Here is a 13102-nt window from a genome sequence, read left to right as displayed (position 1 = left end):
TGGCTTAATAAGGTTTTATTTAGCGAGCGAGCTTCAGTTTACTGATATTCCCGTAAAAGAGCGGGAAAAACACGTTACAATAGCGGGATACTTCGTTTTCGCGAGACAGGGAGAAGAACATGGATATTAACAACAAAGCACGTATTCATTGGGCATGCCGCCGAGGTATGCGCGAGCTGGATATCTCGATCATGCCGTTTTTCGAACATGAATATGACAGCTTAAGTGACGAAGAAAAACGTATCTTTATCCGTCTGCTAGAATGTGATGATCCAGATTTATTTAACTGGTTGATGAATCATGGGAAACCAGCTGATGCTGAGCTGGAGCAGATGGTGCGACTTATCCAGACACGGAATCGGGAACGTGGTCCAGTGGCAATCTGATTTACGCGTATCATGGCGCGCGCAGTGGCTTTCACTGCTAATTCATGGGCTGGTCGCGGTGTTTATTTTATTGATGCCCTGGCCATTGAGCTACACCCCATTATGGCTGGTTTTGCTCTCTCTGGTGGTATTCGATAGCGTTCGCAGTCAGCGTCGAATCAACGCCTGTCAGGGTGAGATTCGGCTGTTGATGGATGGTCGTCTGCGCTGGCAAGGGCAAGAGTGGTCTATCGTTAGCGCCCCCTGGATGGTTAAAACAGGCATGATGCTGCGTTTGCGCTCTGATGCCGGAAAACGTCAACATTTGTGGCTGGCGGCAGACAGTATGGATGATGCTGAGTGGCGGGATTTACGGCGGTTGATGCTGCAAAAGGCGAAGCAGAAGTAGTACTGACGGTAAGGTTGCGACCTTAGCCGTCAGTCGGCAGAAATTCAGGACCAGTGCTCGGCCATTTCGCCAAGAATTTGCTCGCACCAGGCCTGAATGCGTTCATCGCTGAGATCGTACTGGTTCGTTTCATCCAGCGCCAAACCAACAAACAGCTGTCCATCGGCAATGACGGGTTTATCGCTGGTGAATTCGTAGCCTTCGGTGGGCCAGTAGCCGACAAACTTTACACCTTTGGTGATCAGTTTATCGTGCAACATACCCAGCGCATCCAGGAACCATTCACCGTATCCCAACTGATCGCCCATACCGTAAAGTGCGACAATCTTTCCTTCCAGGTTGAGGTCGTCCAGTTGCTCCCAGACCGCTTCCCAGTCCTCCTGAATTTCACCGAAATCCCAGGTTGGGATGCCCAAAATGAGCACGTCATACTGCTCCATTAGGGGCGGGGAATCGTCTTTGAGGTTGTGCAGTGTCACCAGTTCGGGACCCAGGATATCGCGGATTTTTTCTGCTGCCATTTCGGTGTAGCAGGTGCTGGAACCGTAAAAAAGACCCATGTTCATGACGTAAACATCTCAATTCTGCTGTAGCGTTGCGGGTAGTGTAACAGAATCGCCGCAATCCCGGCACAATGAGGCATAATGCATCAAAAATGAGAGTGGAATAAGGGGCGCGAGTGGAACAGGATCTGGCGCGCATCGAGCAGTTTCTTGATGCCCTGTGGCTGGAACGAAATCTGGCGGAAAACACATTAAGTGCGTATCGTCGCGATCTGACCATGCTTGTGGAATGGTTACATCATCGCGGCGCTTCGCTTGCGACCGCGCAAAGTGATGATCTGCAAGCCTTGCTGGCTGAGCGGATGGATGGAGGGTATAAAGCCACCAGTTCTGCACGTTTGCTCAGTGCGACGCGACGTTTTTTTCAGCATCTGTACCGCGAAAAATATCGCGAAGATGACCCCAGCGCCTCGCTTGCATCACCTAAACTTCCGCAGCGTCTGCCCAAAGATCTCAGCGAAGCGCAGGTAGAACGACTGCTGCAGGCGCCGCTTATCGATCAACCGCTGGAGCTACGCGACAAAGCCATGCTGGAAGTGTTGTATGCAACGGGCCTGCGCGTGTCTGAACTGGTAGGACTGACGATGAGTGACGTCAGCCTGCGTCAGGGCGTGGTACGGGTGATCGGTAAAGGTAACAAAGAGCGCCTTGTCCCGTTGGGTGAGGAGGCAGTGTACTGGCTGGAAACATACCTGGAGCATGGGCGTCCATGGTTGCTCAACGGCGTATCGATTGATGTGCTGTTTCCTAGTCAGCGGGCGCAACAGATGACCCGTCAGACCTTCTGGCATCGTATCAAACACTATGCTGTGTTGGCGGGAATCGACAGCGAAAAGCTGTCACCGCACGTCCTGCGGCACGCATTTGCCACGCATCTGCTCAACCATGGCGCAGATCTGCGCGTGGTGCAGATGCTACTGGGGCATAGCGATCTCTCGACAACGCAAATTTATACTCATGTCGCAACGGAGCGCTTGCGGCAACTACATCAACAGCATCACCCGCGAGCGTGAGTGCTGACAGGATAGGATAGGCTATGAAAAAACGTTTTATGATGTTCACCCTGCTGGCGACGGCGTTTTCCGGCATGGTACATGCAGACGACGCGGCAATTCGCCAGTCATTAGCAAAGCTGGGTGTGCAGAGCACCGAGATTCAACCTGCTCCGGTTGCGGGCATGAAAACCGTACTGACCAATAGCGGCGTGCTGTACGTAACTGAAGACGGTAAACATATTATTCAGGGACCGATGTATGACGTGAGCGGCGCAAGTCCGGTGAACGTCACCAACCAACTGCTGATGAAGCATCTGAACGCGCTGGAAAAAGAGATGATCATCTACAAAGCGCCGCAGGAAAAACACGTCATTACCGTTTTCACCGACATCACTTGTGGTTACTGCCACAAGCTGCATGAAGAGATGAAAGATTACAATGCGTTGGGGATCACCGTACGTTATCTGGCCTTCCCACGTCAGGGGCTGGACAGCCAGGCTGAGCAGGACATGAAGTCTATCTGGTGTGCTAAGGACAAAAACAAAGCCTTTGACGACGCGATGACTGGCAAGGGTGTAAAAGCGGCGACCTGTGATGTGGATATCGCTAACCACTATGCGCTGGGCGTACAGTTTGGCGTCAGCGGTACACCGGCGATTGTGCTGAGCAATGGCTATGTCGTACCTGGTTATCAGGGCCCGAAAGAGATGAAAGAATTCCTCGACGCACATGCAAAACAAACCAGCGGTAAATAATTCGCGTGAAACAACAGATACAACTTCGTCGGCGTGAGGCCGACGAGACCGCCGAGCTACCTGCCGACTTGCCGCCACTGCTGCGCCGTTTATACGCCAGCCGTGGTGTACGTAGCGCGCAGGAGCTTGAGCGTAGCGTGAAAGGCATGCTGCCGTGGCAACATTTGAACGGCGTCGAAAAAGCGGTTGAGATCCTCTACAACGCCTTTCGCGAAGGAACCCGAATCATCGTTGTCGGCGATTTTGACGCTGATGGTGCGACCAGCACGGCGCTAAGCATCCTGGCGATGCGTGCGTTGGGCTGCAGTAACGTTGACTACCTGGTGCCAAATCGTTTTGAAGACGGTTATGGTTTAAGCCCGGAAGTCGTTGATCAGGCCCATGCCCGGGGCGCTCAGCTGATTGTCACCGTAGACAACGGCATCTCGTCTCACGCGGGTGTCGAACATGCCAGAACGTTGGGGATCCCGGTCGTTGTGACCGATCACCACCTGCCAGGGGATACGCTGCCGGGCGCAGGGGCAATCATCAATCCTAATCTGCCCGACTGTGAGTTCCCGTCGAAATCGCTGGCAGGCGTTGGTGTAGCCTTCTATCTGATGCTGGCGCTGCGTACTTTCCTGCGTGACAAAGGCTGGTTTGATGAACGCGGCATTGCACCGCCGAACCTGGCAGATTTGCTCGATCTGGTTGCACTTGGCACGGTGGCGGACGTGGTCCCGCTGGATGCCAATAACCGTATTCTGACGTGGCAAGGCTTAAGCCGCATTCGTGCCGGAAAGTGCCGCCCTGGTATTAAAGCGCTGCTGGAGATTTCCAATCGCGACCCCCTAAAGCTGGCAGCCAGTGATTTAGGTTTTGCCCTCGGGCCACGGCTGAATGCGGCGGGCCGTCTGGACGATATGTCCGTTGGTGTGGCGCTGTTGCTGTGCGACAACATTGGCGAAGCGCGTGTGCTGGCCAATGAGCTAGATGCGCTCAACCAGACGCGCAAAGAGATCGAGCAGGGTATGCAGGCCGAAGCACTGACCTTGTGTGAAAAGCTGGAACGCAGTAGCGATACGCTACCGGGCGGCCTGGCAATGTATCATCCCGAGTGGCATCAGGGCGTTGTGGGGATTCTGGCATCGCGTATTAAAGAGCGATTCCATCGTCCAGTGATAGCGTTTGCCCCGGCAGGTGACGGTACTCTCAAAGGATCCGGGCGTTCGATTCAGGGGCTGCACATGCGCGATGCGCTGGAGCGCCTGGACACCCTTTATCCGGGCATGATCCTCAAGTTTGGCGGTCACGCCATGGCGGCGGGTTTATCGCTTGAAGAGGCGCAGTTTGAGCGTTTCCAGCAGCGTTTTGGCGAGCTGGTAACCGAGTGGCTGGATCCTGCCTTACTGCAAGGTGAAGTGGTGTCGGATGGCCCACTGAGCGCGGCGGAGATGACCATGGAGATCGCACAAATGCTGCGCGATGCCGGACCGTGGGGGCAAATGTTCCCGGAACCGCTGTTTGACGGGCATTTCCGTTTGCTCCAGCAGCGTCTGGTCGGTGAGCGTCATCTGAAGGTGATGGTCGAGCCCGTGGGCGGTGGTCCGCTGCTGGACGGTATTGCGTTTAATGTCGATACCACCTGCTGGCCAGACAACGGCGTGCGCGAAGTTCAGCTTGCCTACAAACTGGATATTAACGAGTTTCGCGGCAACCGCAGCTTGCAGATTATAATCGACAATATCTGGCCACTTTAGCGTCACTAATCGCTATAAAAAAGGGCGTGGATTAGTTACAATCCCGCTCTTATCACCGCATTTTGACTAGTCCAATAAAAGAAATCAGACAATGTTTGAAATTAATCCGGTAAATAACCGCATTCAGGACCTCACGGAGCGCTCTGACGTTCTTAGGGGGTATCTTTGACTATGATGCCAAGAAAGAGCGTCTGGAAGAAGTAAACGCCGAGCTGGAACAGCCGGACGTGTGGAACGAACCCGAACGCGCTCAGGCGCTGGGCAAAGAGCGTTCCTCCCTTGAGGCCATCGTTGATACGCTCGATCAGATGAGCCAGGGCCTGGAAGATGTCTCCGGCCTGCTGGAACTGGCTGTAGAAGCCGACGACGAAGAAACCTTTAACGAAGCCGTAGCAGAACTCGATACGCTGGAAGATAAGCTGGCCCAGCTGGAATTTCGTCGTATGTTCTCCGGTGAATATGACAGCGCGGATTGCTATCTCGATATTCAGGCAGGTTCTGGCGGTACGGAAGCGCAGGACTGGGCAAGCATGCTGATGCGCATGTATCTGCGTTGGGCTGAAGCGCGCGGCTTTAAGACTGAAATCATTGAAGAGTCTGAAGGTGAAGTCGCGGGTATTAAATCCGTGACCATCAGAATTGCTGGTGAATATGCGTACGGTTGGCTGCGTACTGAAACCGGCGTACACCGTCTGGTACGTAAGAGTCCGTTCGACTCCGGCGGACGTCGCCATACGTCGTTCAGTTCGGCGTTTGTTTATCCGGAAGTTGACGATGATATTGATATCGATATCAACCCGGCGGACCTGCGTATCGACGTTTACCGTGCCTCCGGTGCAGGTGGTCAGCACGTTAACCGTACGGAATCTGCGGTGCGTATTACCCACATCCCGACCGGGATTGTGACGCAGTGTCAGAACGACCGTTCCCAGCACAAGAACAAAGACCAGGCCATGAAGCAGATGAAAGCGAAGCTTTATGAACTGGAAATGCAGAAGAAGAATGCCGAGAAACAGGCGATGGAAGACACCAAGTCAGATATCGGCTGGGGTAGCCAGATTCGTTCTTATGTCCTTGATGACTCCCGCATCAAAGATCTGCGTACCGGGGTTGAAACCCGTAACACGCAGGCGGTGCTGGATGGCAGCCTGGATCAATTTATCGAAGCAAGTTTGAAAGCAGGGTTATGAGGAACCAACATGTCTGAACAACACGTACAGGGCGCTGACGCGGTAGCCGACCTTAACAATGAACTGAAAACGCGCCGTGAGAAGCTGGCGAGCCTGCGTGAGCAGGGGATCCCGTTCCCGAACGATTTCCGTCGCGATCATACCTCAGACCAACTGCATGCTGACTTCGACGCGAAAGAAAACGAAGAGCTGGAAGCGCTGAACATTGAGGTATCCGTTGCTGGCCGTATGATGACCCGTCGTATTATGGGTAAAGCATCATTCGTTACGCTGCAGGACGTTGGCGGCCGTATTCAGCTGTACGTTGCTCGCGATGACCTGCCGGAAGGCGTCTACAACGAGCAGTTCAAAAAATGGGATCTGGGCGATATCCTCGGCGCGAAAGGTAAGTTGTTCAAGACCAAGACCGGTGAGCTGTCTATCCACTGCACCGAACTGCGTCTGCTGACCAAAGCGCTGCGCCCGCTGCCGGACAAATTCCACGGTCTGCAGGATCAGGAAGCACGCTATCGTCAACGTTACCTGGATCTCATCTCTAACGATGAATCCCGCAATACCTTTAAAGTGCGTTCACAGATTATGGCTGGCATCCGTCAGTTCATGGTTGCTCGCGGCTTTATGGAAGTCGAAACCCCGATGATGCAGGTGATCCCAGGCGGTGCGGCAGCGCGTCCGTTTATCACCCATCATAACGCGCTGGATCTGGACATGTACCTGCGTATCGCGCCGGAACTTTACCTCAAGCGTCTGGTGGTTGGCGGCTTCGAACGCGTATTCGAAATTAACCGTAACTTCCGTAACGAAGGCATCTCTGTTCGCCATAACCCAGAGTTCACCATGATGGAACTCTACATGGCTTATGCGGACTACAAAGATCTCATCGAACTGACTGAATCTCTGTTCCGTACGTTGGCGCAGAACGTTCTGGGAACGACTGAAGTGCCTTACGGTGAAGAAGTCTTCGACTTCGGTAAGCCGTTTGAAAAACTGACCATGCGCGAAGCGATTCAGAAATACCGTCCGGAAACCAACATGGCCGATCTGGATAACTTCGACTCTGCAAAAGCGATTGCTGAATCTATCGGCATCAAAGTTGAGAAGAGCTGGGGTCTGGGCCGTATTGTGACCGAGATCTTTGAAGAAGTTGCAGAAGCGCACCTGATTCAACCAACCTTCATTACCGAGTATCCGGCAGAAGTTTCTCCGCTGGCGCGTCGTAATGACGAAAACCCGGAAATCACCGATCGCTTCGAATTCTTCATCGGCGGACGTGAGATCGGTAACGGCTTCAGCGAGCTGAACGATGCCGAAGATCAGGCGCAGCGTTTCCAGGATCAGGTTAACGCCAAAGATGCGGGTGATGACGAAGCGATGTTCTACGACGAAGACTACGTTACCGCTCTGGAACACGGTCTGCCGCCGACTGCGGGTCTGGGCATTGGTATCGACCGTATGGTTATGCTGTTCACCAACAGCCACACCATCCGTGACGTGATCCTGTTCCCGGCGATGCGCCCGGTTAAGTAAGATGTGAAATGCCGGATGGCGGCTGACGCCTTATCCGGCCTACGATTCGTAATGTAGGCCAGATAAACGTAGCGCCATCAGGCAATAAATTGTTGGCAGTAATTCTGCAACAGCGCACACGCTTCTTTGTTTGCAACCTGCATTACCATCCACGGGCTGAAAGCCCACGGTGTCGCGTCAATCCCGCTTAAGACATCCTCAAGATTGCTCCACTGGCAATCCATCACTTCATCTGGGTTTAGCTGTAGCTCACTGACGATATGTGCGGCATAAACCGGACATACTTCGTTTTCAACTATTCCACTCGGGTCCGTGGCGCGATAACGAAAATCAGCGTATACGGGGGTGAGCAAGTTGATATCTGCACCCAGTTCGAAGCGAGCCCGGCGGACAATAGCGGCTTCGTTGGTTTCGCCCAACTGCGGGTGACCGCAGACAGAGTTGGTCCAGACACCTGGCCAGGCTTTTTTGTGCAGCGAGCGGCGGGTGACCAGCAGTTGGCCCTGCTCGTTAAATATCCAGCACGAGAAAGCGGAGTGCAGGGGGGTTGTGGCGGTATGCGCCGCATACTTTTCCAGCGTTCCGCAGGGTTGGTCCTGCTCATTCAATAAAATGACATGTTCCTGTCGCATAGCGTCCACCATCAATCTTAAGCACTCACATTATATGCTTAATTAAGTCAGAGTGATTAACAGAGGGTGTGAAATGCCAGAGCCGCCGGTTCGTTGCGCGATATGATTTGGCATCCGGTTTCTGGCTGCTATGATAAAGCGTCTGAAAATGTTGCGAGGTATTGTTTTGAGTGCAGGACGCCTGAAGAAAAATGGCCTGGGTATCGTGATGCTGCTGTGTGTCGGTCTGCTGTTAGCGGGCTGTTCCGGGAGCAAGTCGTCTGATACAGGAAGTTATTCCGGCTCCGTGTATACCGTGAAGCGGGGAGATACGCTATACCGTATTTCGCGCGCCACCGGTACCAGCGTGAAAGAGATCGCTCGCCTGAATAATATTTCACCGCCCTATACCATTGAAGTGGGGCAAAAGCTGAAGGTCAGCGGCGGCGCGAAAACCAGTTCTGGATCTGGCAAAACAACCAAGAAATCCTCAACCAAAACGGCGGCGGTCAGACCATCTTCTTCTGTGCCGCAGTCGTCCTGGCCACCAGTAGGGCAACGTTGCTGGCAGTGGCCTGCCAGCGGTAAGGTGATCCTACCTTATTCTACGGCGGACGGCGGCAATAAGGGCATTGATATCTCAGCTGCGCGCGGTACGCCGATTTATGCGGCCGGAGCAGGGAAGGTGGTTTATGTCGGTAATCAGCTGCGGGGCTACGGTAATCTCATCATGATTAAGCACAGTGAGGACTACATCACTGCGTATGCGCATAATGACACCATGCTGGTGAACAACGGTCAAAACGTGAAGGCCGGGCAGAAGATAGCGACGATGGGCAGCTCGGATGCGACGACGGTGCGCCTGCATTTCCAAATCCGCTACCGGGCAACGGCTATCGATCCGCTGCGTTATTTACCGCCGCAGGGGAGTAAGCCAAAATGCTGACGGTGAATTAATCGCCAGTCAGTCGGTTAGTCCCTTGCCAAGAAGAGCGTAAGGTTTATAATCCCTTACGCACTTCAATGCGGGCGTAGTTCAATGGTAGAACGAGAGCTTCCCAAGCTCTATACGAGGGTTCGATTCCCTTCGCCCGCTCCAAAACTCTCTCCCTGTAGTTATTCTTTATAAATGTTAAATAGCGACACCGAAATCCGGTGGCAGTGTGCTGTTACCTTCACCCAGATTACGTTGTAGCAATACCGTGTCGAGCCATAGTCCATGTTTGAAGCCAATGTTTTTCAGTGTGCCGATTTCCGTAAATCCGGCCTGCTGATGGACTTTTAACGATCCCTGATTATTGCTGTCGCCGACGATGGCAATCAGTTGCCGATAGCCCTGTGCTTCAGCCCAGCCGATCACATGACGCAGTAAAGCTTTTCCTACACCCTGACGCTGAGCCGTTGGAGCAATATAAATCGAATCCTCAAGGGTATAGCGGTAGGCATAACGCTCGCGATAGCGGGTGAGGTAGCAATACCCGATGACCTTACCTTCCTGTAGCGCGACGACCCACGGCAGCCCGAGGCTGCGGATTTTTTCCAGACGAGCAAACATCTGGTGAGCATCCGGCGGGTCGGTTTCAAAGCTGCCGGTACCGTGAAGAACATGATGTGCATAAATATCGCGTATGGCGGGGATGTGCTTTTCTTCTGCGTTAACGATTTTCATTGACCGGCTCCCATTGGCGTCTTTGCCCAGATTACCTGAAAGACTGAGGGGAAGGTAAGTGCAAAAAATTATGCTTCGAACAGTTGCTTGCAATGCTAATAGGCTTTCATATTGTAAGGGGAAATAATTGATTGTGGTTGATGTTGTCAATAATACGCAAGGTTGGTAAATACATTAACGCGTAGAGTAATACACAATTATTTGTGCACGTCTTCGAGCGTGTATCCAAATACCAATTATGGTAGGTTTCGAAAAATGATGAAGAAAGTTATTTGATTTCAATGTGTTGTTTCTGTATCTAATTCTTCTTGCGCCTGTACCCTTATTTTCATTTCATTGGCCCTGTTTGAGCCCTAAAAATTAAGTTATATTTTGTTGTTAGCAGAGAGCCTATTATCAGACTTTTCTCTATTCACCTCTCAAAATAGTTACCATGCAAACAGTTGCGCGGCGTAGCTATGCTAACCAGCAATAGTAAGCATCGTCACATGATGTCACCGGGCAAACTTTGTTTAAATCCAGAATTCAATCCCAAGAGTATTAGGATTATTTAGTCTAAAATACTTTTTTGACTAAGACTTTTCTTATTCCGTAGCCACGAACTACATGGAGTGATAAAATTCCCGAGTTTATGCCTCCTGCTCAACGATTAGGGGACGCGGTGCGGGTAGTCAATAAGACGAAAGAATTAATTGCTTTATAACCCTATTACGAAATAAGCGGCAGTGCATCTTACATGGTCGGCAATCGTCAGGGATTGACCTTAACTTATTGAAAACGCTTATTTTTACTCTGATGTAAGATATAAGGGCAGATATGTTCAGTATGCGTCGACATGCCAACTTCATTAAACGTTTTAAGTCTGTAAGCTGTTTATTTACGGCCAGCATTCTTTTCCCTATGCAAATCTCTGCTGCGGTATCTGATTATGATGCTTTGGTTATTGAAGCGCGGGGGGGGAATAGTGCGCCGCTATTGCGCTACCTTGAGGATCAGGGAAAGAAAAGCGCGCTAACGCCAAACCAGGTTGCCGACTGGCTGCAAGTTTCTAGTTGGGTTGAGAACAACGATAAAACAACAATTGAAATCTGGCAGCGGTATCGTGGTCAGATGGATGTGCCTGCACGGGGAAAAGTCGCCGCAGCGCGTGCGTATCGTAACCAGAAAAACTGGAATGATTCATTGGCGGTGTGGGAACGCGTTTTACAGGAAGAACCTGATAACGTGGATGTACGCACCGGCTGGATAATGACGCTGGCAGATGCGCGCTACAATCAGCAAGCCCTTACCGAAGCGAATAAATGGGCTCAGGCGCATCCGGGGGCTGATTCCGATGCGCTACTTGCCTATGTCTATCACTCTCAGGGGAAAAACTGGGACGCGCTGTTGGTTGCCAGCCAGGCGGATGACGTCGATCCTGGCAACAAAAATGCAAAATCCACGCTGTTGTCTGCGCTGTCAGCGAACCGTGTTTCCGGACCAGCCTTAAATATGGCGGAAGTCGTGCCCACGGCAGATCCTGTGAAGCGTCGCCTTGAGCTTGATGCGGCGGCTGAAATGGTCCGATCCTCTTATACGTCCGCACGTAATGAAGAAGAACGTTTTATCGTAGCAGATAAAGCGCTGGCCCGTTATGACCAGTTGTTGGCGGCCTGGAAAGATGAGCCGTCTGCGCAGAATGATGTCCGCCGGGCGAGAATAGACCGTATGGGTGCCCTGTTGGTGCGTAAACGTACTGCCGAAGTGATCGAGGAATATGAGTCCCTTTCCACAAGCGGCGAAGTACCAAACTACGCAAAACGTTGGGTGGCATCAGCATGGTTAAGCGAGCGTCAGCCGGAAAAAACCGAAGCGATGTTGGCGAGCATCTACTACCCAAATGGGCCTATCCCGGTGACGCCGCTCAGTCCAGAGGATCAACAAGATCTGTTCTATGCACACATTGATAATGAAAACTTCGATGCTGCCAAAAAACAAGTCGATGATTTGATCAAAGAGAGTCCGTATCTGCGGCGTATCTATGGCTCGCCAACGCCGCAGCCTAACGATAACTGGCTGCTCGGACAGTCGCTGCTGACGCAATATCATATCGCTGCCAATGAACTGCCAGAGGCAGAAAAGCTCGCAGAGCATCTGGCACGAACAGGCTCCGGTAACCAGGGACTGCGCATTTCCTATGCCTCTGTGCTTGAAGCGCGTGGATTGCCGCATGCGGCGGAGAAAGAGCTTAAGCTGGCGGAAGTAATTGAGCCAAGCAATCTGGAGCTGGAGCGTCAGCAGGCTTACGTTGCGCTGGATCTCCAGGAATGGAAGCAGGCCGATGAACTGACGGATGACGTTATTGCCCGTAGCCCGGATGATGAAGCGACGCTGCGCCTCGCGCGTATTCGTGATGTCCACAAAATGTCGGAAGTGCGCATTAGCGGCACGCAGGGGATCTCGTCCGATAGCCCAGTCAGCGGTAAGAATGACTTCAACATCAACACGGCTATTTACAGTCCGCCGATTAATGACAACTGGCGACTGTTTACTGGATTCAACTTCGCTACCGGTGAATTTGAGGAAGGGAAGGGCATCAGCCGCGATCTGGCGGCGGGTGCAGAATGGACTTCCCGTGATTACTGGGCGGAAATGGAAGTGTCTGGCCGAAATTATGGCGATGGTCAGAAGATTGGTGGGCGTCTATCCGGCTGGCATGACTTTAATGACAACTGGCGCGTAGGCGGTTCGGCCGAGCGCTTGTCGCGTAATACGCCATTGCGCGCGCTGCGTAGCGGTGTGTATGCCAACGGCGGCGATATGTTCGTTCGCTGGTATCAAAACGAACGACGTGAATATCAACTGTCGTTTGCTGCATCACATTTCTCAGACGGTAACGATCGCATCGAATACGGACTCAGCGGAAAAGAGCGCATCTGGACCACGCCTCGCTTCACGCTGGACTTTACGCCGGGCATTGGCGGGAGCACCAACACCAAAGAGAATGTGCCGTATTACAACCCGAAGAGTGATTTTTCGGTTGTCCCTGGCCTGAGCGCAGAGCAGGTTCTTTACCGCCACTATGATACCGTCTGGACGCAGCAAGGTCTGGCAGGCGTAGGTGGCTACTGGCAGCAAGGTGAAGATGCAGGCGCTATTGTCCAGGTAGGATACGGACAACGGCTTAAATGGAACAACGTCGTAGATGGCGGGGTGATGCTGATTTGGGATAAACGCCCCTATGACGGTAAACGTGAGCGGAATATCTCCCTCGCTTTCGATTTAAATGTCAGGTTTTAA

Annotated in this window: 12 protein-coding genes and 1 tRNA gene; 10 read left to right on the top strand and 3 right to left on the bottom strand. The window is 52.4% G+C overall.

The features are described from left to right. Positions 1-119 precede the first annotated feature (119 nt). Positions 120-386, top strand: a complete 267-nt coding sequence (gene sdhE / locus OGV89_RS12115) for an FAD assembly factor SdhE (RefSeq protein ID WP_003026938.1) — start codon at positions 120-122, stop codon at positions 384-386. Further along, positions 367-774 (top strand): protein YgfX, encoded by a 408-nt coding sequence (locus tag OGV89_RS12110; protein ID WP_003026936.1) that lies wholly within the window; start codon positions 367-369, stop codon positions 772-774. The genes sdhE and OGV89_RS12110 overlap by 20 nt, the downstream gene beginning before the upstream one ends. A gap of 44 nt (positions 775-818) precedes the next feature. Here OGV89_RS12110 and fldB read toward each other — a convergent pair whose 3' ends face one another. Beyond that, on the bottom strand, positions 819-1340 hold the full coding sequence (gene fldB / locus OGV89_RS12105; RefSeq protein WP_286558688.1) for a flavodoxin FldB: 522 nt from the start codon (positions 1338-1340) through the stop codon (positions 819-821). 113 nt (positions 1341-1453) lie between these two features. On the opposite strand from fldB, the gene xerD reads away from it, so the two are divergent. From xerD to lysS, 5 genes are all read left to right on the top strand, one after another. Next, positions 1454-2350, top strand: coding sequence for a site-specific tyrosine recombinase XerD (gene xerD / locus OGV89_RS12100; RefSeq protein WP_003026928.1), 897 nt, complete (start codon positions 1454-1456; stop codon positions 2348-2350). A 23-nt stretch (positions 2351-2373) separates the two neighbouring features. Continuing rightward, positions 2374-3087 carry a bifunctional protein-disulfide isomerase/oxidoreductase DsbC gene (dsbC, locus tag OGV89_RS12095; protein ID WP_003825520.1) on the top strand — a complete coding sequence of 238 codons (714 nt, stop codon included), beginning with the start codon at positions 2374-2376 and terminating at the stop codon, positions 3085-3087. Between the two features lie 5 nt (positions 3088-3092). Then, positions 3093-4826 (top strand): single-stranded-DNA-specific exonuclease RecJ, encoded by a 1734-nt coding sequence (gene recJ / locus OGV89_RS12090; protein WP_003846401.1) that lies wholly within the window; start codon positions 3093-3095, stop codon positions 4824-4826. 91 nt (positions 4827-4917) lie between these two features. Beyond that, positions 4918-6016, top strand: a protein-coding gene (gene prfB / locus OGV89_RS12085; protein ID WP_096878465.1) for a peptide chain release factor 2 whose coding sequence is annotated in 2 segments (ribosomal slippage) — positions 4918-4992 and positions 4994-6016 — 1098 coding nt in all. Because the reading frame shifts where the segments join, the coding sequence is not laid out codon by codon here. Positions 6017-6025: 9 nt separating this feature from the next. Then, positions 6026-7543, top strand: a complete 1518-nt coding sequence (gene lysS, locus OGV89_RS12080) for a lysine--tRNA ligase (protein ID WP_003026911.1) — start codon at positions 6026-6028, stop codon at positions 7541-7543. A gap of 77 nt (positions 7544-7620) precedes the next feature. On the opposite strand, the gene idi is transcribed toward lysS, so the two are convergent. Then, entirely contained in the window at positions 7621-8175 is a 555-nt protein-coding gene (idi, locus tag OGV89_RS12075; protein WP_003846403.1) for an isopentenyl-diphosphate Delta-isomerase, read from the bottom strand. A gap of 166 nt (positions 8176-8341) precedes the next feature. Between idi and actS the strand changes: the two genes are divergently transcribed. Both actS and OGV89_RS12065 read left to right on the top strand, forming a co-directional pair. Beyond that, a complete protein-coding gene (gene actS, locus OGV89_RS12070) occupies positions 8342-9100 on the top strand; it encodes an amidase activator ActS (RefSeq protein WP_003026902.1) in 759 nt (252 codons plus the stop codon). A gap of 79 nt (positions 9101-9179) precedes the next feature. Then, positions 9180-9253 (top strand) — tRNA-Gly (locus OGV89_RS12065). Positions 9254-9286: 33 nt separating this feature from the next. On the opposite strand, the gene OGV89_RS12060 is transcribed toward OGV89_RS12065, so the two are convergent. Further along, positions 9287-9823, bottom strand: a complete 537-nt coding sequence (locus OGV89_RS12060; RefSeq protein WP_003841001.1) for a GNAT family N-acetyltransferase — start codon at positions 9821-9823, stop codon at positions 9287-9289. A gap of 816 nt (positions 9824-10639) precedes the next feature. On the opposite strand from OGV89_RS12060, the gene pgaA reads away from it, so the two are divergent. Beyond that, entirely contained in the window at positions 10640-13102 is a 2463-nt protein-coding gene (pgaA, locus tag OGV89_RS12055) for a poly-beta-1,6 N-acetyl-D-glucosamine export porin PgaA (protein WP_032939249.1), read from the top strand.

The organism is Citrobacter sp. Cf125 (genome assembly GCF_030333935.1).
Taxonomy (GTDB): Bacteria; Pseudomonadota; Gammaproteobacteria; order Enterobacterales; family Enterobacteriaceae; genus Citrobacter; species Citrobacter freundii.
Note: the sequence above shows the minus strand (reverse complement) of the source record. Positions and strands in the feature narration are given on the sequence as shown.